Below are 24,761 nucleotides of genomic sequence, written 5' to 3'. Positions count from 1 at the left end.
TCTCAGTACCTGACAGAAGCGTAGCGAGCGGCAGTGATTTGTGGCCGAGAAGCGCAGCCGTGCTTGAGCACGGTGAGCATCGCAGGCCGCAAAGCGCGACGCGCAGTAGCTTATGTCAGGTACCCTCACATAGTGCGGTGCGCCAGGGCTGGCAAGGATTCGCGCACGCCGGCCAAAAACAGCAGGTCGATCTCGCCGCTCACCACGCCCTCGCCTTCGGGCAACACGGCTTTCACTTCGCCCCACGGGTCGATCAGCATGCTGTGGCCCCACGTGCGGCGGCCGTTCGGATGCAAGCCGCCCTGCGCCGAGGCCAGCACATAGCACTGGTTTTCGATGGCGCGCGCGCGCAGCAGCACTTCCCAGTGGGCGCTGCCCGTCGTATGGGTAAACGCGGCCGGCACGACGATCAGCGCGCAATCGCCCATGGCGCGGTACAGTTCGGGAAAGCGCAAGTCATAGCAGATGGACAAGCCGACCCGTCCGAACGGGGTCTCGATCGAGCGCACCTGCGCACCCGGCACGATGGTGCGCGATTCGTTGTACGACTCGGCGCCGCGCGTAAAACCGAACAGGTGGATCTTGTCGTAGCGGCCGGCCGGTTCGCCTTGCGGGTCATACACCAGCGTGGTGTTGAGGACCTTGCCCTCCTCGCCGGAAATCAGGGGCAAGGTGCCGCCGATCAGCCAGATGCCGTGCTGGCGCGCCATCTGCGCCATGCCATCCTGGATGGGGCCGCTGCCGGGCTGTTCCGCGTGGGCCAGCTTGTCCGTTTCCTGCTTGCCCATGATGGCCCAGTACTCGGGCAGCACCACCAGCTGCGCGCCACCGGCGGCGGCCTGCGCCACCAGGCGGCGCGCCGTGGCCAGGTTGTCTTCCACGGAAGGCGAGGAAATCATTTGTACTGCTGCGACTGTATGCATCATTGCCACCTCTTCTCCATTCGAACGCCGCGCCTATTTCGCCACGGCCTCCGCCGCTGCGGCGGCAGGCACGGCGACAGGGTCCAATTTACCACCATCGAGCTTGGTCACGACGGGCGCTTTCCACGGCCCGGCGATCTGCATATGGTAAGTGAGCGCCTTCATCACGGGCGCGCGCAGGAACAATTGCGCCAGGAAACTGCCCAGGCCGATGACGGGGTTGACGGCCAGCGCGTACACGAGCGGCCCCGTGCCCAGGTTGAATTCCGGGATCACCACCACGTGCAAATTCGTCGTTTCATTGGCGATATCGGCCGTGCCATCCATCAGCACGGTTGCCGCCACGCCATGCATCTTGAGGTTATCGGTGCTCACCACCCCGCGCTTGATGCTGGCGTTGGCCGTGATGCCGTCGAAGGCCAGGCCTTCGGAAAACACGTCGTGGAAATCGAGTTTCAGCAAGCGGGGCAAGGCTTGCAGGCTAAGCACGCCCAACAGCTTGGCCGCGCCCGGATCCTGCTTGAGGAACTGACCCGATTCCACGTTCATCTCGATCTGCCCCGACAAGGTGGAGATGTCGAGCGAATACGGCAAGCCGTTCCAGGCGATGTCGCCGCTCAGGCGGCCCTTGCCGCGGCGCACCGTGTCGGCAAAGCCGAAGCGGTCGAGCAACTTGCCCGCATCGACGATATCGAGGCCGAAACGCAGGCTGGTCGTGCTTTGCCCATCCTTGATCACCCATTTGCCATTGCCGCTCAGGGCGCCATCGGGATTCGACAGTTGCAGCTTGCCCACGCGCCATTCGCGCCCGCCCGCCGCCATGGTGTTATAGGCCTGCAACTCCAGCCGGCCGATCTTCTTGTTGAACAGTTCAAATTGCTCGGCGACGATATCGAGCGAAGGAATCGACTGGGCGCCGTTCTTTCCTTCCAGCAAATTCTTCACGTCGTTGGCGGCCGACTCCGGAATGATCAGCGACGACAGGCGCGCCGTCATCTTGCCCAGGCCGGACGGCGTTTCCAGCCAGGTCACATAGCCGGACACTTGTTTTGCATCAATATTGGCTTGCCACACATCCTTCTGGTGCGTGGCGCCCACGACCACGTTTTCCAGCTTGCGCTCGCCCAGCATCAGTTCGCTGGCACGGGCGGCCATCATGTCCGGCACCACGTATTGCGCGATATCGGGGGCATCGTCGGCGGCGCCGCTGTCGGCGGATGCCGAGCCGCTGCCGGCGATCTCGCTGCCGGCGGCGATCCAGCTGTCCACGTCCAGGGTTTTCATGTTGACGTTGAACATCATGCCGCTGTCCGGTTCCGGTGCCGGCACGTTCACGCCGATGCCGCCGCGCACCAGGCGCCAGGCGTCCTTGCCCTGCTTCTGGCGCTGGTAACGCGCGGCAATGCCGGATCCCAGCGCGATGCGGATATCGTCCGTGCGCAGGCCCGCGCCGTTGGCCGCATTGCCCGTCAAGGTGAATTTCACGGGCAGGCTGTCGCCGGCCGGCTTTTTCAGGGGGGCGGGGAAATCCAGGCCCAGGCCCGTCAGCGGCGATTCGACATTGACCACCACCTGGTGGTCGCGCGCCGTGATCAAGCCGCTGTAGCGCGCGCCGCCATTCAAATGTTTCGCCAGGCGCTGCAGCACGGGCGCCGGATACGTCTTGCGCAAGCCGTCGATGGTCATGTTGCCAGCAATCTTGACCTGGATGGAACTGTCCGCCTGCGTGCCGCCCGAGATGGCCAGCGGCCCGCCCAGCAGACTGCCGTTCAAGCCGTTCAGGTTAACGCCCTTTTCGTTGAATTCGATCTTACCCTGCGTACCCAGTACGGGCGGCATATCGTGGAACAGCACCACGTCGTTGCCCGCCAGCTGCAAGCTGCCCTGCACGGTCGATTCGAGCATGCGCTCGATCGGCAAGTGCAATTTGAGGGCCAGCCTGGCGTTGCCCGTCGCCGTCGTTTCATCCGTGAAATGCTCGATCCAGCCCAGCACGGGGCTGGCCGTCACGTACTTGAGGAATTCCTGCATGGGGCCGGCCGCGTTGCCTTCAATGTCGAGCAAGGTGTCGAACACGGTCAGGTCGGGGATCACGGCTTTGACATTCGTCAAGGCCACGCCGCCCGTGATGGCCGTGTCGCCGCGGATTTCCATACGCGCCCGTTCAAACACGAAACTGCCCTTGATCTTGTCCGCCTGCGGCCACAGGGGCGCCTTACCGGCCAGCGGGCCGCTTTCCGCAAATTCGCCGGGCGCGTAGTTCAGGGTGCCATTCTCGAGCTTGCCCGCCACGCGGAATTCGCCCCGGGTGAGCTGGGCCGGCGTGTCGGCCTTGAAGGGGAAATGCTCGAGTTCGCCGCGCAGGCGCAGGCTGACATCGCGCGCCACGCCGCCTTCCAGCGCCCCCGTCAGCCAGTGGCGCAGGAGCTCGGGCGTTTGCAGCGGCAGGTAGCGGCCGATGGTGTTGATCTGGAAATTGTCTATCGTGCCCGTCAAGTCGACCTGGCCCAGGTTCTTGCCGTCGAGCGGCATGCGGTGCGTGCCTTGCAAGGCGACGCGCAAACCTTGCTGATTGAAGTCGAGCTTGTCCAGCTCGACTTGCAGCATATTCTCCGCTTCGAACGTCCAGCGCGCCTGCATGGCGAATTGTTCGAACGGCATGGCCGGTTCGCTCAGGTACGATGGAAACTGCAGCACCAGGTCCTGCGCATCGATAGCGATGCTGCCGCCCTTGTCGCTGGCGTCGATGGTGCCGCTGAGTTTGTCGAAGCCGGGAATGGCCGGTGCGGCCGCCTGCGCGGGGCTGCTGGCCGTCTTCGCCACGGCCAGGCGTGCCGGCTGCGCATTCAGGCCCAGGTCGATGAGCTTGCCGCGCAAACGGTAGCTGGCAGGAGTCGCCATCTCGCCTTCCCATTGCGCCGAGAAATCCTGCAAACGCCCGCGCGGTGCCAGGGCGTCGAGGCGCTGGCGCTGCTGTTCGCCCAGCGGCAGCTTGTCAGCCAGCGCGGCCAGGGTTTGCAAATCGAGCGACTTGGCCGTGATTTCCGTGCGCGCCGGCTTGCGCTTGGTGGCGGCAATGAAACGTTCGGACAGGGTCGTGGGTGGCAGGCTGAGGCCGTCGCGTGTTTCCACCGCGAAATTCGTCAACTCCACCTGATGGCCATTCGCGCCAAAGGTGGGCTTGCCGTCCGGCACCTGCGCCGACAGCTCTTCTTTTGCCGAAATGCGCCCGCTGACCGACAGCAAGTCGAGCGGGGCGATATGCTCGCCCAGCTGCGCCTGCACATCCGTCAAGCCCACGTCGGCCGTGAAGCCGGCCAGGCGCGCGTGATCCAGGCTCAACCAGGCGCGCAAGGCACCCTTGCCCTGGCTCAGCTCGAACGGATAATCGAGGTAGCGGCGCCAGGCGGCCAGGTCGGCGTTTTTCAGGTCCGCATACAGCTCGCCCTTCCACATCGACACATCCGAGATGCGCGTGCTGAAAGGCGGATGCGTGAAGTGAGCACGCACATCGATGGGTGCGGCCAGGCTGGCGGGCGGCGTGGCCTGCAAGCCCAGCCGGTGGCTGCGCCAGCGGTTGCGCAGCAGCAAGTTGACCTGGGTTAAAGCCAGCTCCGGCGTGCCGCGCGCTTCGTCGGTCCAGCGCACCTTGCCGTCCCGAATGATGATGTCATGCTGCGACAGCAGCCAGTCGGCGCCCTTGCCGTCGCTGCCCTGGCTGCTGTCGACGAGCACGCCGGCCACATACAGCTTGCCATCCATGCTGCGCCGCACGTCCAGGTCGGGCCGCGTGATTTCCAGAGTAGTGAAGCGCACGGAACCGAGCACGCTCCACCACGACACAGTCGCCGAAATGCTCGGTAGGCTCAGCGCCTGGCGCCCCGCCTGGTCGCGCAGGGTCACGTCGCCGAGGAAGAGATTCGGCCGCACGCCATGCCAGGAAGCATAAATGCGCGCGATGCTGACAGGGTTGCCCAGCGCGCGGCTGGCCGCCCGCTCGATATCGCCTTTGTAATAGTCGATATTCGGCAAGATAGCGTAGCGCAGGAATAAAAACAGCACGGCGAAGGCGAAATACGCCAGCAGCACCAGTTTGATGGTAAAACCCAATACATGGTGGGTGGCCAGGTTGGCCATGCGATAGGCGGCACGCAGCCTCTGCCAGCGCAGGGCCAATGGCACATGTTCTGTCACGCTTGCTTCTGGCGGTTTTTGCATCAATAAGCTAATAAACTGGCCCGGCGTCAAATAATGGCAAAAATCGTCTGCATTCGTGGTGCGCGCCTGCATCCTTGCGCTTGCGTCTGAGCAAAGCCTCCCTTACCATCGTCCGGAAGAGCACGCACTACCGGCGGTATTCAGCCAGCGGCACAATTTTACCGCATCCCCCGCCGTTCGCAGCCAAGTTAAACAAGAACATGCACGCAGCATCCACGAGACCCTTACCGATACCATGAGCACACAGCCTTTGATTTCCGCCTCCCGTTTCTACCAGCGCTGGCTGGACGCCGCCCCCGAGCGCGCCGCGCAGGTGGCGCAACTGGTGCGCGCGCCGCTGGACGGGCTCGACTTTGCCGCCGAGCTGGCCACCCAGGCGAACGCCGCCACGCCGCCGCTGCCGCCCGAACGGGCCATGCGCCGCCTGCGCAACCTGCTCGTCTGCGGCCTGATCGCGCGCGATCTTGGCGGCCAGGCCGACTTGAACGAAGTCGTGACCGCCATGACGGGTTTTGCCGATTTTGCCATCCGCACGCATGTGGACGCCATCATGGCCGAGATGGTGGCCCTGCACGGCATGCCCGTCGGCGAGGAATCGGGCGAGGAACAAGCTTTGATGGTGCTGGCGATGGGCAAGCAGGGCGGCGGCGAACTCAATGTGTCGTCGGATATCGACCTGATCTTTGTCTACCCGGAAGATGGCGACACACAAGCGACCTTGCCGGGCCAGCGCAGCCTGTCCAACCACGAGTTTTTCATTCGCATGGGCAAGAAACTGATCGCCGCCCTGGCCGAGATCACGCAAGACGGTTTTACTTTCCGTGTGGATATGGCCCTGCGTCCGAACGGCAATTCCGGCCCGCTGGCCGCCAGCCTGGGCATGGTGGAACAGTACCTGATCGTGCAAGGGCGCGAATGGGAGCGCTACGCCTGGGTCAAGGCGCGCGCCGTGACGGGCAAGCCGGAGGACATCGCCGCGCTCGACGCCATCGTGCGCCCCTTCGTCTTCCGCCGCTACCTCGATTTCGGCGTCATCGATGCCATCCGCACCATGCACGGCCAGATCCGCGCCGAGGTCAACCGCCAGGAGCGGCTGCACCCGGACCGCAGCAACAACGTCAAGCTGGGCCGTGGCGGCATCCGCGAAATCGAATTCCTCGCGCAAGTGTTTCAATTGATACGGGGCGGGCGCGACGCCGAGCTGCGCGAACGTTCCACGCGCGCCACCCTGCGTACGGTGGCGGACAAGGGGCTATTGGAACCGGCCATCGTGGAACAATTGCTGGGTTCCTACACTTTCCTGCGCAACCTGGAACACCGGCTGCAGTATCTTGACGATGCGCAAACCCATACCCTGCCCGCGAACGAGGCCGACCGCCTCACCGTGGCGCAGATGATGGGTTTACCCGACACGCCCACCCTGCTGGCCCAGCTGGAAGCGCACCGCGTGTTTGTCGCCGGCCAGTTCGACGAAATGTTCAGCGACAAGAGCAGCGGCACGCCGCCGGCCGACACGGGCATCGACCCGCAAACGTCGAACGACTGCGCCGCCTCGGACCAGCAGGAAGCCATCGAAGCGCGCTTCGCCGCCCTGGGGTTCCATGAACCGGCCGCCTGCGCGCGCCGCCTGCTGGCCACGTGGCAAGCGCCCCGTTTGCAATCCTTGCCCGAGGCGAGCCGCACGCGTTTAGTGGCCCTCGTCAATTCCGCCCTGCCCCTGATCACCGATTGCTCCGTGTCCAACGGCAACGCCAGCCAGCTGGCCACCCTGGGCCGCCTGCTCGATTTCCTGGAGGCCATCGCGCGCCGCTCGGCCTATCTGTCGCTGCTGACGGAATACCCGCACACGCTCGAGCGCGTCGTGCGCATGGTATGCGCCAGCGGCTGGGCCGCCACCTTCCTCACGCAGCATCCGATACTGCTCGACGAGCTGCTCGATGAACGCATCCGCAATACGGTGCCGGACCCGGCCGCGCTGGCGCTGGACTTGCAACGCCAGCTCGACGACGCGCCCGGCGACACGGAGCGGCAGATGGATATCCTGCGAGAAACGCACCACGCGCAGCTGTTCCAGTGCCTAGCGCAAGACTTGGCTGGCGACCTCAGCGTGGAGAAGCTGGCCGATTACCTGTCCCAGCTGGCCGACATCATCGTCGCCGCCACCGTGCAAGCCGTCTGGCAAACCTTACCGGCGCGCCACCGCGACGTGCCCAAATTCGCCGTCATCGCGTACGGCAAGCTGGGCGGCAAGGAGCTGGGCTATGTCTCCGACCTCGACGTCATCTTCCTGTTCGACGACGACGACCAGGAAGCGCCCGGCCTGTACGCCAAGCTGGCGCAGCGCTTCATTACCTGGATGACCTCGCACACTTCGGCCGGCATTTTGTTCGATATCGACATCGCCCTGCGTCCCGACGGCGCCTCGGGCATGCTGGTTTCCAGCGTGCAAGCGTTCGAGCGCTACCAGGGCAGCGCGGCCTGGGTGTGGGAACACCAGGCGCTCACGCGCGCGCGCTTCTGCGCCGGCGATGTCGGCATCGGCAAGCATTTCGAGCGCATCCGCGACACGATCCTGCGCAAGGAAAGGCCGGAAAACGGCCCGCTCAAGGGCGAGGTGGTGGCCATGCGCAAGAAGATGCTGGACGCCCACCCGCCCCGCCCCGGCAACTTTGATTTGAAACAAGATCCGGGCGGCATGATCGACATCGAGTTCATGGTGCAATACCTGGTGCTCCAGCATGCGGCGCAGTACCCGCAGCTGACGGCCAACTCGGGCAATATCGCCCTGCTGCGCCTGTGCGGCGAACTGGGGCTGATCGACGCCCAGCTGGCCGCCCTGGTGGCCGACGCCTACCGCGCGCTGCGCAAGCTGCAGCACCAGCTGCGCCTGCAGGGGCAAGACCTGGCCCGCGTGGAACCGGAAAGAGTGCGCGTGCATGCGGACAACGTCATGCGCCTGTGGCAAGCCATCTTCGGCGCCACCGCCTGAGGCCGGCCCAGGCATGCCGCTTCATTACCTGTCCCGCCTGAGCGGATCGGCGCGCGATACGCAAGCCAATCTGCAGCTGGGCTGTGTGCTGGCGCTGGTGGCCGGCGCCGTGAATGCGGGCGGTTTTCTCGCCATCGGCGGCTATACCTCGCACATGACGGGCATCGTCTCGGGCATGGCGGACGACTTGGCGCTGGGCAATATCACACTGGCCCTGGCGGCGCTGGGCGCATGGCTGGCCTTTGTCAGCGGCGCGGCCGTGACGGCCATCATGGTGAACTGGGGCAAGCGGCGCCGCCTGCACAGCCAGTTTGCCGCCAGCCTGCTGCTGGAAGCCGCATTATTGCTGCTGTTCGGCTTGACGGGCAATTACCTGGCCACCATGCCCGACGTGCTGGGCCCCGTCACCATCTTGCTGCTGTGCTTTGTGATGGGTTTGCAAAACGCCATCATCACCAAGATTTCGGGCGCCGTCATCCGCACCACGCACGTGACGGGGCTGTCCACCGACATCGGCATCGAACTGGGCAAGATGGCGTATTACAACCGGCGCCACCTGCCGGACCGGATGGTCAAGGTCAACCGCGGCAAGCTGAGAACGCACAGCCTGCTGATCGCCTGCTTCTTCATCGGCGGCGTCAGCGGCGCCCTGGCCTTCAAGCACATCGGCTTTCCTGCCGCCACCATCCTGCTCGCCGGCGTGCTGACCCTGCTGTCGGGCGTGCCCGTGCTGCGCGACTTGCGCCTACTGTGGCGCTTTTACCGGCGCCGCCTGCACATCCTCCGTTAGCAAAAATATTTTTCTTTAAAGCAATAACATACTGGTTTTAATGCTAATATTTTTCTGCGTCCGGCGAGCCAATCAGGCTTGGCAGGACGGCGTTTTGATTTGACACCCTATCGTTGTCCAATTGTGAAAGCGAGAAAAATGATTTCCATCAAAAAAGCCCTGTTTGTCTTTGCCGCCGCTGTCGGAGTTGCCGCCTCGTTTGCCAGTAACGCGACCGAACATGCACGCAGACCGCCGGATACGTGCACCTATCTCTTGAACAGCTGCTATCAGGGCAATAACAATGACTGCGAACTCTGGTACGCACAGTGCGCCAACGTCGACCCTGAGTAAGCGGACTAAAGCAACAAACGAAAAAAAACGCCCCGAAGGGCGTTTTTGCTTATGCGGTCAAAAGATTACTTGGCCGACATCAATGCAACGGTGGTGTCGAGCATGCGGTTCGAGAAACCCCACTCGTTGTCGTACCACGACGACACTTTTACCAGGCGGCCCGACACTTTGGTCAGGGTCGAGTCGAAGTTCGACGACGCCGGGTTGTGGTTGAAGTCGATCGAGACCAGCGGTTCGGTCTGGTACGTCAGGATGCCTTCCAGGGCGCCTTCCGAAGCGGACTTCATCAGGGCGTTGACTTCTTCCACGGTGGTGTCGCGCTTGGCGATGAAGGACAGGTCGACCAGCGACACGTTGATGGTCGGCACGCGGATGGCGAAACCGTCCAGCTTGCCATTCAGCTCAGGCAGCACCAGGCCCACGGCGGCAGCGGCGCCCGTCTTGGTCGGGATCATGCTCATGGTGGCCGAACGGGCGCGACGCAGGTCTTCATGCATCACGTCGGACAGCACCTGGTCGTTGGTGTAGGCATGCACGGTGGTCATCAGGCCCGTTTCGATGCCGATGGCGTCGTTCAGCGGCTTGACCAGCGGTGCCAGGCAGTTGGTGGTGCACGAAGCGTTCGAGATGACGGTGTCCGTCGATTTCAGCACGGAGTGGTTCACGCCGAACACGACGGTAGCATCGACGTCCTTGCCGCCTGGTGCCGAAATGATGACTTTTTTCGCGCCGCCCTTCAAGTGAGCCGAAGCTTTCTCTTTGGTGGTGAAGAAGCCCGTGCATTCCAGCACGACGTCCACGCCCAACTCGCCCCATGGGATTTCAGCCGGGTTGCGCTGTGCGAATACGCGGATCGGATCGCCATTGACGATCATGTTGTCGCCTTCGACGGTGACCGTGCCCGGGAACTTGCCGTGCGCGGTGTCATAGCGGGTCAGGTGGGCGTTCGATTTGGCATCGCCCAGGTCGTTGATGGCAACGATCTGGATATCCTGTTTCTTGCCGCCTTCGTAGAAAGCGCGCAATACATTACGGCCGATGCGGCCGTAGCCGTTGATTGCAACTTTGATCGTCATACTCTGCTCCTGATTAAAAAAAAAGGTATCAGCACAGCACCCCGGCCAGCACATGGCCAGGGTCTGCTCAAAATCAATATTAGCCAGCGATAACGGCTTTAACCTTGGCTACGACATTCTCGACCGTGAAGCCGAAGTGCTTGAACAGCACGCCGGCCGGAGCCGATTCGCCAAACGTGTCGATACCGACCACGGCGCCTTCCAGGCCCACGTATTTGTACCAGAAGCTGGTCACGCCCGCTTCGATGGCCACGCGCGGCACGCCTTTCGTCAGCACGCTGGCCTTGTAGGCGGCGTCCTGGCGGTCGTACACGTCGGTCGACGGCATCGACACCACGCGCACGGCGATGCCTTCGGCAGCCAGCGCGCTGGCGGCGGCGACGGCCAGTTCCACTTCGGAACCGGTGGCGATCAGGATCGCCTTGGCGTCGGCCACGTCGTTCAGCACATAGCCGCCGCGGTAGATGTTCTCGATCTGCTCGGCGCTACGCTCCTGGTATGGCAGGTTCTGGCGCGAGAAGATCAGGGTCGACGGACCGTCCTTGCGGCGCACGGCGGCGCCCCAGGCAGCAGCCGACTCGACGGTGTCGCACGGACGCCAGTTGTCCAGGTTCGGGATCAAACGCATCGACGAGACGTGCTCGACCGATTGGTGCGTCGGGCCGTCTTCGCCCAGGCCGATCGAATCGTGGGTGAACACGAAGATCGAACGCAGTTTCATCAGGGCAGCCATGCGCAGCGCATTGCGGCTGTAGTCGGAGAACGTCAGGAACGTGGCGCCGAACGGGATGTAGCCGCCGTGCAAGGTGATGCCGTTCATGATGGCGCTCATGCCGAATTCGCGCACGCCGTAGTTGATGTGGTTGCCAGGCTGGCCCGAACGCACGGCCACGCACTCTTTCCAGTTGGTCAGGTTCGAACCGGTCAGATCGGCCGAGCCGCCCAGGAATTCCGGCAGGGACGACGCCAGTGCCTGGATGGCGTTCTGGCTGGCCTTGCGGGTGGCGATGTTTTCTTTCTTCTCGACGCAGGAAGCGATGGCGGCCGACAGCGCCGTTTCAAACGCGGCGGGCAAGTCGCCCTGCATGCGGCGGCTCAGTTCAGCGGCTTGCTGCGGGAATTCGCGGCCATAAGCGACGAAACGCTCGTTCCAGTCCGCTTCCAGCAGGGCGCCTTGCTTTTTGGCATCCCAGGCTGCGTACACGTCGGCCGGCATCTCGAACGGGGCGGCATCCCAGCCGATGTATTCGCGCACGGCAGCGATTTCCTTGTCGCCCAGCGCGGCGCCGTGGACCTTGTCGCCGCCTTGCAGGTTGGGCGAACCCTTGCCGATGATGGTCTTGCAGCAGATCAAGGTTGGCTTGCTGGCCGTCTTGGCGGCGGCGATGGCGGCAGCCACGGCGGCAACATCGTGGCCGTCGACGGCGCGGATGACGTTCCAGCCGTACGCTTCGAAGCGGGCCGGGGTATCGTCCGTGAACCAGCCTTCGACTTTGCCGTCGATGGAAATGCCGTTGTCATCGTACAGGGCGATCAGTTTGTTCAAGCCCAGGGTGCCGGCCAGCGCGCACACTTCGTGCGAAATACCTTCCATCAGGCAACCATCGCCGACGAACGCGTAGGTGTAGTGGTTGACGATATCGTAGCCAGGCTTGTTGAATTCAGCGGCCAGCAGTTGCTCCGACAGCGCCATGCCGACGGCGTTGGCGATGCCCTGGCCCAGCGGGCCGGTGGTCGTTTCCACGCCTGGCGTGACATCGACTTCCGGGTGGCCCGGGGTTTTCGAATGCATCTGGCGGAAGGCCTTGATGTCATCCATCGACAGCTCGTAGCCGGTCAGGTGCAGCAGCGCGTAGTGCAGCATCGAGCCATGGCCGTTCGACAACAGGAAACGGTCGCGGTTCTGCCATTTTGGATTCGCGGGATTGTGGCGATAGTGACCGCTCCACAGGGCAACTGCGATCTCGGCCATGCCCATCGGCATGCCTGGATGGCCGGAGTTGGCCTTTTGTACAGCGTCCATTGCCAGTGCGCGGATCGCATTGGCCATTTTGGTAGTCGGGAGCGTAGTTGTCATGATGGTATGGGTCAGTCGCGAGTTTAAATTCGTTTGCTGCGCAGCTGGGCGCAGTCAGAGCTGTGTATTTTACCAGACCAACAAGGGGAAAAATCAAACCGCGCAACGCCGCCGCCGCGGGTTGCGTCCCTTGCGCCCAGCAGGGGCGAAAAAAAACCGGGCCAGGCCCGGTTTTTCGCGACTTACGCCGCTGCGGAGCGCGCCGCAAATCGACCCGCCCCACCCGTCAGTCTACCCTCACGTCATTTGAAGGAGTATGACGCCGACATATAGATGTAACGGCCACGCGGATTGCCGTAGGCGGTGTCGTAGCCGATGTTCGACGATGGATCGAACGCTGGCGCACGATCGAACACGTTATTGACGCCACCGCGCAGCACCAGGTTCTTGAAGCCGCTGTAGGACAGCGAGGCGTCAACCAGGGTCGCGCTCGGGATCATCAGGCCGTTCGCGTACTCGTCGTAGTAAAGGTTGATCGTCGCCGACGGTGTCCGGTCCACGTGGTAATGCGAGGTGAAGTTGGCGCTTGTCGTCGCCGCCCAAGCACCGCGATCCCAGTTGACACCCAGCTTGGCCAGCAGCTTAGGATAGCCGTATTCACCGGCCTCGCAGGCCGTGTTGTTGGCGCAATTGATCGCCGGATCGTCAGGCAACAGCGCGCGGTCATAGGACAGTGTGTAGGTCGCCTCGCCGAACACCTTGAAACGCCCCATCTCGGCTGTGCGCAGCGTGTACGACGCTTCGACATCCAAACCGTCGGTGGTGACCTTGCTGCGGTTGATCAAACCAACCTGCAGCTGCTTCAGGCGACCTACCAACGGACCCAGCGTCGCGCGCTGGGCGGCGCTCAGCGCGTTATACTTCTCCTGGTCTTCCGCCGTCACGGCGTAGCGCGTAACGGCATTCTTGTACTGACCATCCTCGCCCGCCAACACGGTTTCGTTGTCAAGATTCTCGACCCGATCGTTCCACTTGATATTCCAGTAGGTTAAACCCAGCGTCAGGTTCTTGATCGGCTCGGCAACCACGCCCAGGTTGAACTGCTTCGATTTTTCGGGCTTCAAATCCTTCGTGCCAGACAGCAGAGACAGCGCCGAACCGCTGCAAGCGGTGTCAAAATACGCGTCACCCACGATGCAACGCTTCGGATCCTTGGTTGCGACGAAACCGCCGCGGCCTTCGTTAAAGCGCTGCGACAGCGTCGGCGCGCGGAAACCGGTGCTGTAGCTGGTGCGGAACATCAAGGTCGGCAAGGCGGTCCAGCGCAGGCCAAGCTTCGGGTTGGTGGTACCGCCAGCCAACTGGTAGCGGTCATAGCGGACGGCCGCCTGCGCTTCCAGGTTTTTCAGCAGCGGCAGGGCCAACTCGCCGAACACGGCGCCGAGCGACTCGGAGCCGTCGATGCCGCGCAGGGTCGAATAGATGCCGATCGCGCCATCGCGCCAAGCCTGCGACGGATCGTAGCTGAGCTTCTCGCGCTTGTACTCGGCACCGACGGCCACACCGATCTTGCCGCCGGGCAGTTGGCCAAATTCGCTGGAAGCAGTCACCTTGGCAAAATCCGTCGAGGACTTGGTCTTGGTGTACTGGTCGGCTGTCAGTTCGTTGATGACCTGCTCCGAATTGTGGTTGCCGCCGAAGGGGTTAAACTTGCCCTGCGCCAGGTAACTCTGCAATTTATCGTGCAGGAAGGAGCCGTAGACGCGCGTTTCGCCCTTCTCTTGGCTGTGGCCCACAGACACGGTCCAGTCCCAGTTGGCTGCACGACCGGTAGCGCCGCCGACCAGCCAGGTGGTGTCAACATTGGTGCCCGTACCACCCTCGGCGGCGGGGAAGTAGCGGCGGATGTTGACCGGCACGCCGTAGATGTTGAAGGGGTTGTCCGCCGCCACACGCAGCACGTTGGAACGGTCGGCGTTTTGGATCCAGGCCGGCGAGCCTTGGATGCGGGTGTCGAAGTGGTTGTAGAACAGATTGGCGAACAGCGACACATCCGGCGTCAAATCCCAGTTCGCCGTGACCGCCCCGCCGTAGCGTGTGGACGGGCGCACCAGGTCTATCGACTCGGCGGTGGAGTACAAGCAGGCGTTGCGGTTCGGCGCAGCCACCCATTCCGGCGCGTCAGGATAGGGCTTGCGGTGGGCTGCGTCGCACTCCGGATCGGCCATGCGCTGCGAACCGCCCAGCGAAATGGTGCCAGGATCGCGGCCCTTGGCGCCGTACGTGCTACCCTGATACAGGCCGCCCTTGTGACCGGTGAAATCGGTACTGTTCGCCCAATCGCGGTCGACACCATGGATGGCCTTGGTTTTTTCGTACGAAGCCGAATAAGTCACGTTAAATTTCTGTGCGTCACGGTCACCGAAACCGCCGGACACGGACACCTTATGGTTTTGCCCGTCGCCATAGGTGGTCGAACCGGTGCTGGCGTCCAGGGTCAAGCCCTGGTAATCCTTGCGCAGGATGAAGTTAATGACGCCGCCGACGGCATCGGTGCCGTAGATGGCCGAGGCGCCGTCCTTGAGGACATCGATGCGCTCGATGGCCGCCAACGGAATGGCGTTCAGATCGACCGAGGTCTGGCCGCTGTAATCGTCCGAACCGGACGCCGGCAGGCGATAGCCGTTCAACAGGATGAGGGTCGGCAGACCGCGCAGCGAGACGCTGGTGGCGCCGTTGCGGAAGGAACTCGACGTCGCCAGCTCACCGCCGTTACCGCCCGCAGCAGTCAAGTTGCGCATCAGGTCCAGCACCGACGTCGCGCCCGAGCGGGCGATCGATTCGCGCGTCATCACGGTGATCGGGGAAATACCTTCGGCTTCGATACGTTTGATACTCGAACCGGTGATTTCGACGCGCTGCACCTTAGGCACCGGCGCATCGATCGCTTCCTGCGCGTGCACGCTCATCGTTGCGACGCCGGCGAACGCGGCCAACGCCAATCTCACCACCTGCACACTCTTTTTTTCGCGAAACATCAACATCATAACTGATTCCTTTTCTTGATCCCTGATATCACTTGATAAGCGATTAGTTTGTATTTTTATAATCGCTTAAATCTCTCATGGTCTTGCGAAAAACGGCAAGGCCCTCCCGCTACAGTTACAGTGCCATGCTTTCCAACCAATTTAAGCTGGCCGCAACGCGCCCAGGGCCATAGGCCCAAGCATTGAAACGTGCGGCGTCTCCCCATACCATACCGAATCACATCACGGACGACATTGCTGGAAACAATTGATGTCGTTCAACACAACTTGTATAGTCATCAAACCACGCCAAAAGCTTCACTGTCAATAATGCAATGGTTTATGAAATCAAAAAACAACATTTCGTTTTTGATCAGCTTGTTATAGCCGCGCAATTTCCCGCCCCGGATGCGCCGTGCGCAGGCCGGCGGCAAGAATTTCACCCGGCCGCGCGCAGCGGTACTAAAATTGCACCCTCGAGTCGCAGCCGCGCGCGCCCTACCCGCGCGCGGCGCGGCACCTCCCATTGTTTCTCTCCGCAGGATGTTGCATGCCGCGTTTTTTCTGTCCCCAGCCACTCGCCATAGGCGCCACCATCGCTCTGCCCGACGCCGTCGCCCACCACGTCCATGTGGTGCGGCTTGTGCCGGGCGAGGCCATCACCGTCTTCAACGGCGAGGGCGGCGAGTACACGGCTGTCTTGTGCAACGTCGAGAAAAAACGCGCCAGCGCCGAACTGAAGTCCCACACGGCGCGCGAGGCGGAACTGCCGTACGCAGTGACCCTGGCGCAAGCGCTGCCGGAAGCGTCGAAAATGGACTGGATCATCGAAAAAGCCATCGAACTGGGCGCGGCCGGCATCGTGCCGCTGGCGGCGCAGCGCTGCGTCGTGCGCTTGTCCAGCGAGCGGGCCGAGAAAAAGCTCGCGCATTGGCAAGCGATCATCGTGTCCGCATCGGAACAATGCGGGCGCAACCGCCTGGCGCAGCTGGCGCCATTGCAGGATTTTAATAGCTGGAGCAGCCAGCAAGATTTACATAAACGCATCATTTTGACGCCGCGCGCCGAGCAGTCGCTGGCCGACTGGGCCCGCCACCAGCCGCCGCAGGCGATCACCGTGATGGTGGGGCCGGAAGGGGGATTTTCGGAAGCGGAAGAAAAGGCGGCGCTGGCCGCCGGCGCCTTCGGCCTGACCATGGGTCCGCGCATCCTGCGCACGGAAACGGCAGGCCTGACGGCGCTGGCCACGCTGAGTGCCTTGTGGGGCGGGATGTGACCCCTCCCGCCAAATGACAACACCCCGCAAGTGTCGCCACTTGCGGGGTGTTTTCTTTCCAGCGAACCACTGCGTGGTGCGCTGGCCGGACAGCCGAGCCAACCAAAAGGTCAACTCAAGCTGTCAGCTTGCATCAGAACTTATGGTTGTACTCGACCGACAGTTTGACCGTACGTGGTGCTTGCAAGGTGCGGTATTCGTTGTAGTTGGCCAGGACCCCTTCGCCGCTGCCGTCATCGTAGGTTTCTTGACGAGCCGTTGCCGTTTGCGAGTTGGTGACGTTGAACACGTCGATCTTGAACTCGACACCTTTCAGTATCGCCGGCTTGTAGGCCACGTTCATGTCCAGACGCTTCTCGTATGGCATACGACCCAGGCTGCCACGTGGGGTCGGCTTGCCGCCGCAGAAGTAGTACTCTGCACCGTAACCAGGACCACCGTATGGATTGTCTTCGCCTGCATCGGCAACCGGGTTGGTGCCCAAGCAAGTTTTCGGACGACCCGATTGGATCAACAGATTGGCGCCAACCGACCACTCGTTAGTGAACTCGTAGTAGCCGAATGCTTTCAACTGATGACGACGATCGTTAGGCAGCAAGCCCATCGAGTCCGGAGTGAACTCAGGGAAGTCCCAACCAGCCGAGGTACCAACGTCGGTTTGACCGGTATCGGAACGGGTTTGACCTTCCATGTTGCCGTAGCTACGCGACCATGTGTAGTTGATCTTGCCATACCAGCCATTGCGGAATGGATGTTCGGCAAACAGATCCAGAGCAGCATACGTACGTTTCACTTTCGGGAAACCCAGCTCTTCCTTGGACAGGTGCACATAGCGGCCGCTGCCATCGGAACCGTTCAGCCATACCGTTGCATCTTCGCCTGGATTGAAGATGAAGCAAGGAATATCCGAAGCTTCAACAGGAATGCCGTTTTTGGCGGCATAGGCGCGCAGCGGACGGGTATCGCAGCTATCATCGATACCGGCGCCCAGTTTGCGGTAGGTTGCCTTGGCACCAAAGTTCAGGCTAGGGTTGTAGGCTTTTTCAAAGCCCAGGGTGATTTCATCCTGGTAGTTAGGCTTGAGATCTTTGACAACGACGCTACGCACGTCCTTGCGTTGGCCGTATTCATTATCAGGCGATACCGGGGTATTGATGGCAACCAGGCCCGTAGGCTGGCCCAGAGCATCGATACCGGTATAGGTGAAATCCTGCGTAATCAAGGTCGAACGGCTGGCGGCACGTGCAGCTACCTGGGTAGGCAATTGCAGGTGATAACGACCGGCGCTACCAAACACCTTCATCGATGCGTCGCCAAAGACGTCCCACGATGCGGCCAGACGCGGGGCGATCTGGTTTTTCACATCGATGAACTTCTCGCCATCGCCGTTTTTGTTGGTGTATTGCTCATTACGCAAACCAGCCGTAATCAGCAGGTTCTTGGTAACTTGATAGCGGTCCTCGATGTACTGCGCCGATTGGGTTGCCGAAGCATCCGTCACGCTCGAGAAGTCCGACAAGCGCACGTAGTAACCGCGCGTGCCATAACCACCGAAATCGCCGACTACAGCAGGACGACCACCCGACAGGTTGACCGGCTTGTTGGCATTGGCCTGGCCGACCGTACGATAGCTCCACGAACCGCCACCAGCACGGAACTGGCCAGCGTTCACGGAATCGATTTCATTGTGATCGACACCGACGCGCAGGGTATGGCTACCCAGCTTGTATTCCAAGTCGGCACGGAAGGATTTCACTTCATCGCTACCCGGCTTGGTGATATTGCCTGTCGCACCCGAATATTTTTGGTAGTCGCGGTACAGATTTTTCGCGTCAAGTTCAGGCACGCGGCCAGCGACGGTGGAAGTAACCGAACGCAAGATGCCGTTCACGTCATAGTCTTCGTACGTGGTGCTGCGTGGCGCCTTGGAGACGCCATACAAGGTCGTGAAGACCAGGTCATCGGTGAATTGGCCCGTGTACTTCAGCGCATTCGATTCGGCACCGTTACCGCCGCCGTTCTTGTCGTTCTGCTCCGAATACTTGACGCCATTCGACTTGTACGTATCGGTGTTCAAACCATACGCACGCTGGCGGTCTTTGGTGGTATCGCCGATCGACGTCCATTCCAGACGATGGTTATCGGAGATATTCCAGTCGAATTTGGCCAGGTAGCGGGTTTGCTCGACGCGGCGGTCGGCCCAGCCGTCACGCCCCAGAGTGGTGCTGGCGGTGCTGTTGGCGATACCGGTCTTGGTAGCGGTTTGATCCACGGCGACAAACATGAACAGTTTGTCTTCTACGATCGGACCACCCACGTATGCGCCATAGTAGTTCTGCGTGCTCTGGCTGGTATCACGGCGGAAATGCAGCTTGCCATCCGTATTCGGGTTCACACCCGTGTTTGGATAGTAAATATTCTTGGCATCCGAACGCATCGAGTTTGGCGTAATGGCAGCCGTTGCGCCAAATTCCCAATTATTGGTACCGCTCTTGGTCGTGACGTTGAGCACGCCACCGATGGAGCGGCCAAATTCCGCGCCAAAACCGCCGGTCAACACCTGGGCTTGAGCGATGGCGCCAAACGGCAGTTCCGACGAACCGAGCTGAGTCAGCGGGTTGGTGACTGGGAAACCGTTGACATAGAACGCATTTTCCGATGCGCCGCCGCCGCCGATACTCGTGCCGCCATAAGCGGAATCAGCGCGCGTGGTGTTCGGCGCCAGCAAAATGATCGAACTCAAGTTCGTAGCAACTGGCAACTTATCCAGTTCCTTCGCCGTAAAGATCGCGCCATTATTGGTATTCGAGACATCGATACGGTTACGGCGGCCGGTCACTTGCACGGCTTGCACTTTGGAACCGAAGGATGCATCCACACCCTGGCCAATCACGACATCCGTTTCCTTCGTTTCAACAACTTTGCCATCGCGAATCAGTTCAACTTTGTAGTGACCGATAGGCAACGCCGTGACCGTGTAGCGGCCGCTAGCCTCTACCGTCACGGTACGCTTCAACCCGGTGTCCAGATTTTGCAGCGACACGGTCGTGCCCGCAGGCGTGTCAACCGTACCGTAAATCGTACCGGATGCGTTCGACTGTGCCATGACAGGCGCAACGACCATCGTGGACATGGCACCTGCACTGAACGCCAGTGCAAGCGCGCGTACTAAAACAGTTTTTCTCAACATGTGGTTTCCTAATTATTAGATTAAGCGTCTCTGGTAGAGCTGCTTGGTAAATTTAAGCACTAAATCATGTTTAATACGTTTTTATTTCCGGTTTTAGTTTTTGATGATTTGACACTCCCCCACCACTGATAGGGCAGGCCTCAGACAAAACAGGAAGAACCTGCTTGCCTAAGCGATACATAAAACCATAGGCAATTGTTCACTGTCAATACAGGGTAAAAATATGATGCAAACAAACAACAATTTAAATAAACGGGGAAATATTGAACAATCCAGCGAAAATGGTGCAGCAGCGCACCATTTTGATGCAGTGCAGAAAAAACAGAATAAGAATATGTGAAAAATGTACTTTGATAGCGTGCATTTCGGCGTGTACATTGCAGGTATGGCGGGGCACGGCACGCGCATGCTGACGTGCGCGTAGCCCTTGAAACGGCATTTTTTCGCCTTTGCAAGGACTAAAACAATGTTGCGAATTAACAACATTTTGTGAAATTAAATTTCTGAAATATTGAGTTCTCAATTACATTACATAATTGAATTTGAAAAAATGTCCCTCGCTGAATGGATGTTTTAAAAAATCACCATCATAGAAAATGACGTCGCAAAAAAAAGTTTTATATTCATTATATAAAACCGAATATCAGACACAAATACTCATCTCGGGCATTTCTCTAAAAAAGAATAAACGCAGCGGCATAAAAAACAGTCAATCCGGCAAATAGAAATAAAAACCGGAAATATGATTGAGGCAATCATCGGAAAACTCCGCACTGCTGCGGTACGTCAGTTATAGAGCAGCATCAGTGCGACGAATATATATCCTGCGACTCGCAATATCATGCCGTGCCATCGGGGCATGCTCGCGGAGATGACGGCATCGGCAGGCGCCTTCCGCCACACTTCGACACCCCTTCCTTGCGGCGCGGCAGCCTTGGCCACGCGGCAGAAGTCTCATCAATTCCTTCTTGTCCATTCAACTCAATAGAAAAATTGAGAAATTGCCTATACATCTCTATTTTCAATTTCTTATCGCCTCCATTAGATTGGCTAATAAGCAAGCGAACCACCGTGGATAAAATGGCATGCCATGAAAGATATTCAGCATACGAATGGGCGATATCTGAAAACTGGCAAGACAGCCTGACTTCGACCATTGGCGGGCAGTTCGTCCGGCCACATTGCCTGTGCGATCCAGCCTGCGAAACGACGGGCCAGCGCACCAGCATGGTGCACTGCAATAGGGCACAGGTGCCGCTCGAACATGCGTCAGGCTAGCGGCAAATGGCGTGCCAATGCCGTGCCTGCGTACGCTTTCCCTGGCTCTGCGCCGGCTACGCACCCGGCAATTTTCAAGACGGCACAGCGTCTTGCATACCGGCAGCACCAGCGATCCTGGCCTGTATCTCGCGGCAACAGCTGATATAGGCCCTGTCTCCGGCAAGCAGGGGAATTCCAGGAGTCTTCCGCGCTCCCTGTTGCATGCAGCACGCTCGCACCGTCCCGCCGGCCACTCGACACACTGGCCCCGGCATGCTCATGCACACGGCCAGCAGCGCTACCGTTCGCGCCCTGCAGGCTTACCTGGCATGCGCGCCACGGCATGCTGCGGGCCCGCTTGCGCCACAAGACCTGTGGCTCGACTATGCACATTCCCTGCTGACATCGGATCTCGTGCGCCAGGCATATTGAAGGCAACCTTGGGCGTGTTCCCACACCCGAGGGTGACATCGAAAAAAAAGGGCGGGATGACTCTTCAGTCATCCCGCCCTTTCGAAGAACGGGGCGGCATCGCTGCCGCCTTGTTCACCTTGCTATATTAGAAGGTATATGCCAGACCCAGGCTCAGGAAGCGGCCAACAGCGCCTGCCTGGTGCAGCGATGCGTTGTACGTGGTTTGTACAGTGGCATTGCCGTAGGTGCTCAGGTCAAACGGTGGCTGACGGTCGAACAGATTCAGGATCGAACCTTTCAATGTCAGGTTCGGGCTGACCTTGTACTGGATGTTCAGATTGGTCGTCGTGAACGATGGTACGTGGCAATACTGATCAGGCTGCGTAAGGTTCTGGTAGTAAGGACGGCTCGTGATGACAGCCGATGCTTTGGAGCAATCGGTAGCACCCACCGATGGGTCCAGTGCCGAGAAGCTGCTGGTGTAGTTCAGCGTGGCATTCACGTCCAGCGGACCACGGGTCCAACCCAGGCTCAGCTGCGCACGGTCTTTCGGCGAACCGGTTGCACCGGAAACCACCGTCGGGCCCTGGGTACCGGCCAGCTGGTAAGTCACGCCAGCAACGGTTTGCTCGTAGCTGATGGTGTGAGCATAGCTCAGGTTGGCACGAATGACGCCGTTTTCAGACAGGTTCCAACGGTAGCCGATATCGGTTTCCACGCCGGAAGTCTTGGTCGAACCACCGTTGATGTAGGCCGATTCTGCGAACAGGATAGGACCAACCGATGGGGTACCTTGAGCAACGCCCGTACCTACGCCAGTAGCGATGTCGATCGGCACGGCTGCACCACGCACAAACGTCTCGCGGTAGGTAGGATCGTTGCCGGCGGCGGTCACGATCTGGTTACGCACTTCGATGTTGTAGTAGTCGATGGTCGCGTTCAAGCCCTTGAATGGCTGGAGCACGGCACCCAGGGTGTACGATTTCGATTTCTCTGGCGACAGATCCTTGTTTGGACGTTGTACGTACGTAGGCTGAATGTTGCAAGAGCTTGGTACGTTGCCAGCGGTGTATTGCTGGCCGTTGGCGCACAGGATCGGATCGTTGATACCGTGGTACAGGAAGAACGAACCCGAATTGCCGGTCTCTGCAGGGTTAGGCGAGCGGAAACCACGAGCGAAGGTACCGCGCAATGCGACTTCCTTGGTCGGCGTCCATTTCAGCGTTGCTGCCGGGGTGAACGAGTTATTGTTATCGAAACTATCATAACGGCTCGACAGATTGAACTCGACATTTTTCACCGGAATTGCTGCCAGCTCGGCGAAGATTGCCTTGTTGGTCTCTTCACCAAACACGAAGGCCGACGTCGAACCAACCTGACCATTCAGGGTCAGTGGCGACGGTGGCGCATCCCAGGTACGTTTGTGCCAGTGGACGCCGACTGCCAGTTTCAGCGGGCCTGCACCCAGTTGCGGCATCACTTCACGCGAACCGACTGCATCGATGTAGTTCAGCTTCGATACCAGCGTGTTCGAGAAGCGTGGCGACACTTGGTCGATCAGCTGTTGCGAGTTACCACCCAGTGCATTCCACGAACCGGAGCGCAGCAGGCTGTACAAGGCGGCACGGTCAACAAAACCACTGTAATCGACTTCTGCCTTGGACTTGGTCAAGCCGCCTGCCAATTGCAGGTCCCAGCCCATCGCGGCACCAGTCAGATCGATCGCCAGACGGGTGGTGGTCGCGGTGTTGCTCTGTTGCGAGTTGCCGTCCAGGCCAGGAATGTAGCCATACAGGCGGGCATTGTTGGCGAACGGGTTGTTCACGTTGGCGCCGACAGCTGCGCCAGGAGCAAACGTGGTGCTAGGCATGGCGCCGAAACCCGGGATCAGCACGCCATTGTTATTGACGTTGGTACCGGCGAACGAGGTCGGCGAGTAGGCTGCTGGCAAGCCGCGATTGTTCAGGTTATCACGCTGGAAGATCGAAGCCTTGACCGACATTTCCCAGTCTTGCGGCAGCTTTTTGGTAAAGCCGACCAGCAAGTTCTTGTTTTCGGTTTCAGGCTGGATGAATGCATACTTGTCTTCCACCGCGCAGCCGCCGGCGCGGTAGGAAGTGTAATTACATTTCGGATCCAGGAAGACGAAGTTGGCCGCATTTTGCGCACCACCAGCACCCGAAGGGTTGTACAGGAATGGCGAATTGGCGGCGGTCAGGAAGCCGTTACGGGCAGTTGGCACACCGAAAGTCAGGTTTTGGCCACCACGTGGGCGCCAGTCCAGTTGGTCCCAGGCGTACTGCTTGCGGTCGTCGACCTTGATCGCGCCTTGGCGGCGCCATTCGGCGGTAGCGAAAACGTTGTAGCCATCGGTGTCGAGATCGCCGAAACCGGTGCTCAACGAAGCGCGGTTGGTCGTGCCGCCGCCATGTTCCGTGGTACCGCTGTCAGCCGAGAAGCGGGTGCCCGTGAAGTTTTTCTTCAGTTTGATGTTGACCACGCCAGCGACAGCATCCGAGCCGTACAGCGAGGAAGCACCGCTTTTCAGCACTTCGATGCTTTCGATGGCATCGAATGGGATGTTGGATACGTCAACGAAGGAGCGTTGCGAATCGTCACCGATCGCGTAAGGCGACATGCGGTGGCCGTCGATCAGCACCAGGGTCGAACCGACGGTCAGGCCGCGCAGCGAGACGCCCGATGCGCCGTTGGCGAATGCGCCAGAGAAGCCCGTACCAAGTGTGCCTGCACCGTTGGAGGCCAGATCCTGCAGCAGCTCGGCAACCGAGGTTTTGCCGCTGCGCTGGATTTCGGCTGCAGTGATTACCTGAACTGGTGCCGCGGTTTCGGAATCGGTACGGCTGATCAGCGAACCGGTCACCATGACGCGTTGCACAGGCTCGCTAGCAGCGGCTTGTTGAGCCATGGCTGGGGAAATGGCGGCAACGGAAATTGCGCCACTTGCAAATACTTGCAAGATCGCAACTGGCATAGGTTTGATACGTAACTTCATGTAAAAAACTCCTTCTGGGCATGTCCCTGAATTTTTATAAGGAAACCCTTGGGTAAAGGTTTTCCCGGTAAATGTGTCAAAACGTTACAAATGTGACGCAGCCACTACATGGAACCATACGGCACAGAGCGGTGTCAATTTATTAGGCGACCGGTATAACTTTAAAACAACAGCTTAATTTCCATAATCCAGCCTTACGCCATAGCTTATTCGGAAATAGTGCGAAAACCGTCCAA

The 24,761-nt window shown here is 60.2% G+C and carries 11 protein-coding genes; 4 read left to right on the top strand and 7 right to left on the bottom strand.

The genetic code is table 11. From position 1 onward, the window contains the following. Positions 1-125 precede the first annotated feature (125 nt). Together O0881_RS23630 and O0881_RS23625 are read right to left on the bottom strand one after the other, a co-directional pair. A complete protein-coding gene (locus tag O0881_RS23630; protein WP_077400273.1) occupies positions 126-926 on the bottom strand; it encodes a carbon-nitrogen hydrolase family protein in 801 nt (266 codons plus the stop codon). A 30-nt stretch (positions 927-956) separates the two neighbouring features. After that, on the bottom strand, positions 957-5,117 hold the full coding sequence (locus O0881_RS23625) for a YhdP family protein (RefSeq protein WP_354670225.1): 4,161 nt from the start codon (positions 5,115-5,117) through the stop codon (positions 957-959). 79 nt (positions 5,118-5,196) lie between these two features. Here O0881_RS23625 and glnE point away from each other — a divergent pair, with 79 nt between their 5' ends. From glnE to O0881_RS23610, 3 genes are all read left to right on the top strand, one after another. Continuing rightward, a complete protein-coding gene (gene glnE / locus O0881_RS23620; protein WP_354670224.1) occupies positions 5,197-8,130 on the top strand; it encodes a bifunctional [glutamate--ammonia ligase]-adenylyl-L-tyrosine phosphorylase/[glutamate--ammonia-ligase] adenylyltransferase in 2,934 nt (977 codons plus the stop codon). Positions 8,131-8,143: 13 nt separating this feature from the next. Further along, positions 8,144-8,920, top strand: coding sequence for a YoaK family protein (locus O0881_RS23615; protein WP_251349804.1), 777 nt, complete (start codon positions 8,144-8,146; stop codon positions 8,918-8,920). Positions 8,921-9,058: 138 nt separating this feature from the next. Then, positions 9,059-9,253 (top strand): hypothetical protein, encoded by a 195-nt coding sequence (locus O0881_RS23610; protein WP_077400267.1) that lies wholly within the window; start codon positions 9,059-9,061, stop codon positions 9,251-9,253. Between the two features lie 65 nt (positions 9,254-9,318). On the opposite strand, the gene gap is transcribed toward O0881_RS23610, so the two are convergent. The 3 genes from gap to O0881_RS23595 form a co-directional block, all read right to left on the bottom strand. Continuing rightward, positions 9,319-10,329 carry a type I glyceraldehyde-3-phosphate dehydrogenase gene (gene gap, locus O0881_RS23605; protein ID WP_046685413.1) on the bottom strand — a complete coding sequence of 337 codons (1,011 nt, stop codon included), beginning with the start codon at positions 10,327-10,329 and terminating at the stop codon, positions 9,319-9,321. Positions 10,330-10,408: 79 nt separating this feature from the next. Continuing rightward, entirely contained in the window at positions 10,409-12,406 is a 1,998-nt protein-coding gene (tkt, locus tag O0881_RS23600) for a transketolase (RefSeq protein WP_289913314.1), read from the bottom strand. A 242-nt stretch (positions 12,407-12,648) separates the two neighbouring features. Then, positions 12,649-15,393 (bottom strand): TonB-dependent receptor, encoded by a 2,745-nt coding sequence (locus O0881_RS23595; protein ID WP_289913313.1) that lies wholly within the window; start codon positions 15,391-15,393, stop codon positions 12,649-12,651. 529 nt (positions 15,394-15,922) lie between these two features. On the opposite strand from O0881_RS23595, the gene O0881_RS23590 reads away from it, so the two are divergent. Further along, a complete protein-coding gene (locus tag O0881_RS23590) occupies positions 15,923-16,648 on the top strand; it encodes a 16S rRNA (uracil(1498)-N(3))-methyltransferase (RefSeq protein ID WP_289913312.1) in 726 nt (241 codons plus the stop codon). Between the two features lie 133 nt (positions 16,649-16,781). Here the strand turns inward: O0881_RS23590 and O0881_RS23585 are convergent, their stop codons facing one another. Both O0881_RS23585 and O0881_RS23580 read right to left on the bottom strand, forming a co-directional pair. Continuing rightward, positions 16,782-19,838 (bottom strand): TonB-dependent receptor, encoded by a 3,057-nt coding sequence (locus O0881_RS23585; RefSeq protein ID WP_289913311.1) that lies wholly within the window; start codon positions 19,836-19,838, stop codon positions 16,782-16,784. A 1,819-nt stretch (positions 19,839-21,657) separates the two neighbouring features. Further along, on the bottom strand, positions 21,658-24,525 hold the full coding sequence (locus O0881_RS23580) for a TonB-dependent receptor (RefSeq protein WP_289906347.1): 2,868 nt from the start codon (positions 24,523-24,525) through the stop codon (positions 21,658-21,660). Between the last annotated feature and the right edge of the window lie 236 nt (positions 24,526-24,761).

Source organism: Janthinobacterium sp. SUN100 (genome assembly GCF_030397705.1).
Classification (GTDB): Bacteria; Pseudomonadota; Gammaproteobacteria; order Burkholderiales; family Burkholderiaceae_D; genus Janthinobacterium; species Janthinobacterium kumbetense.
This window is presented reverse-complemented; position numbering and strand designations above follow the sequence as displayed.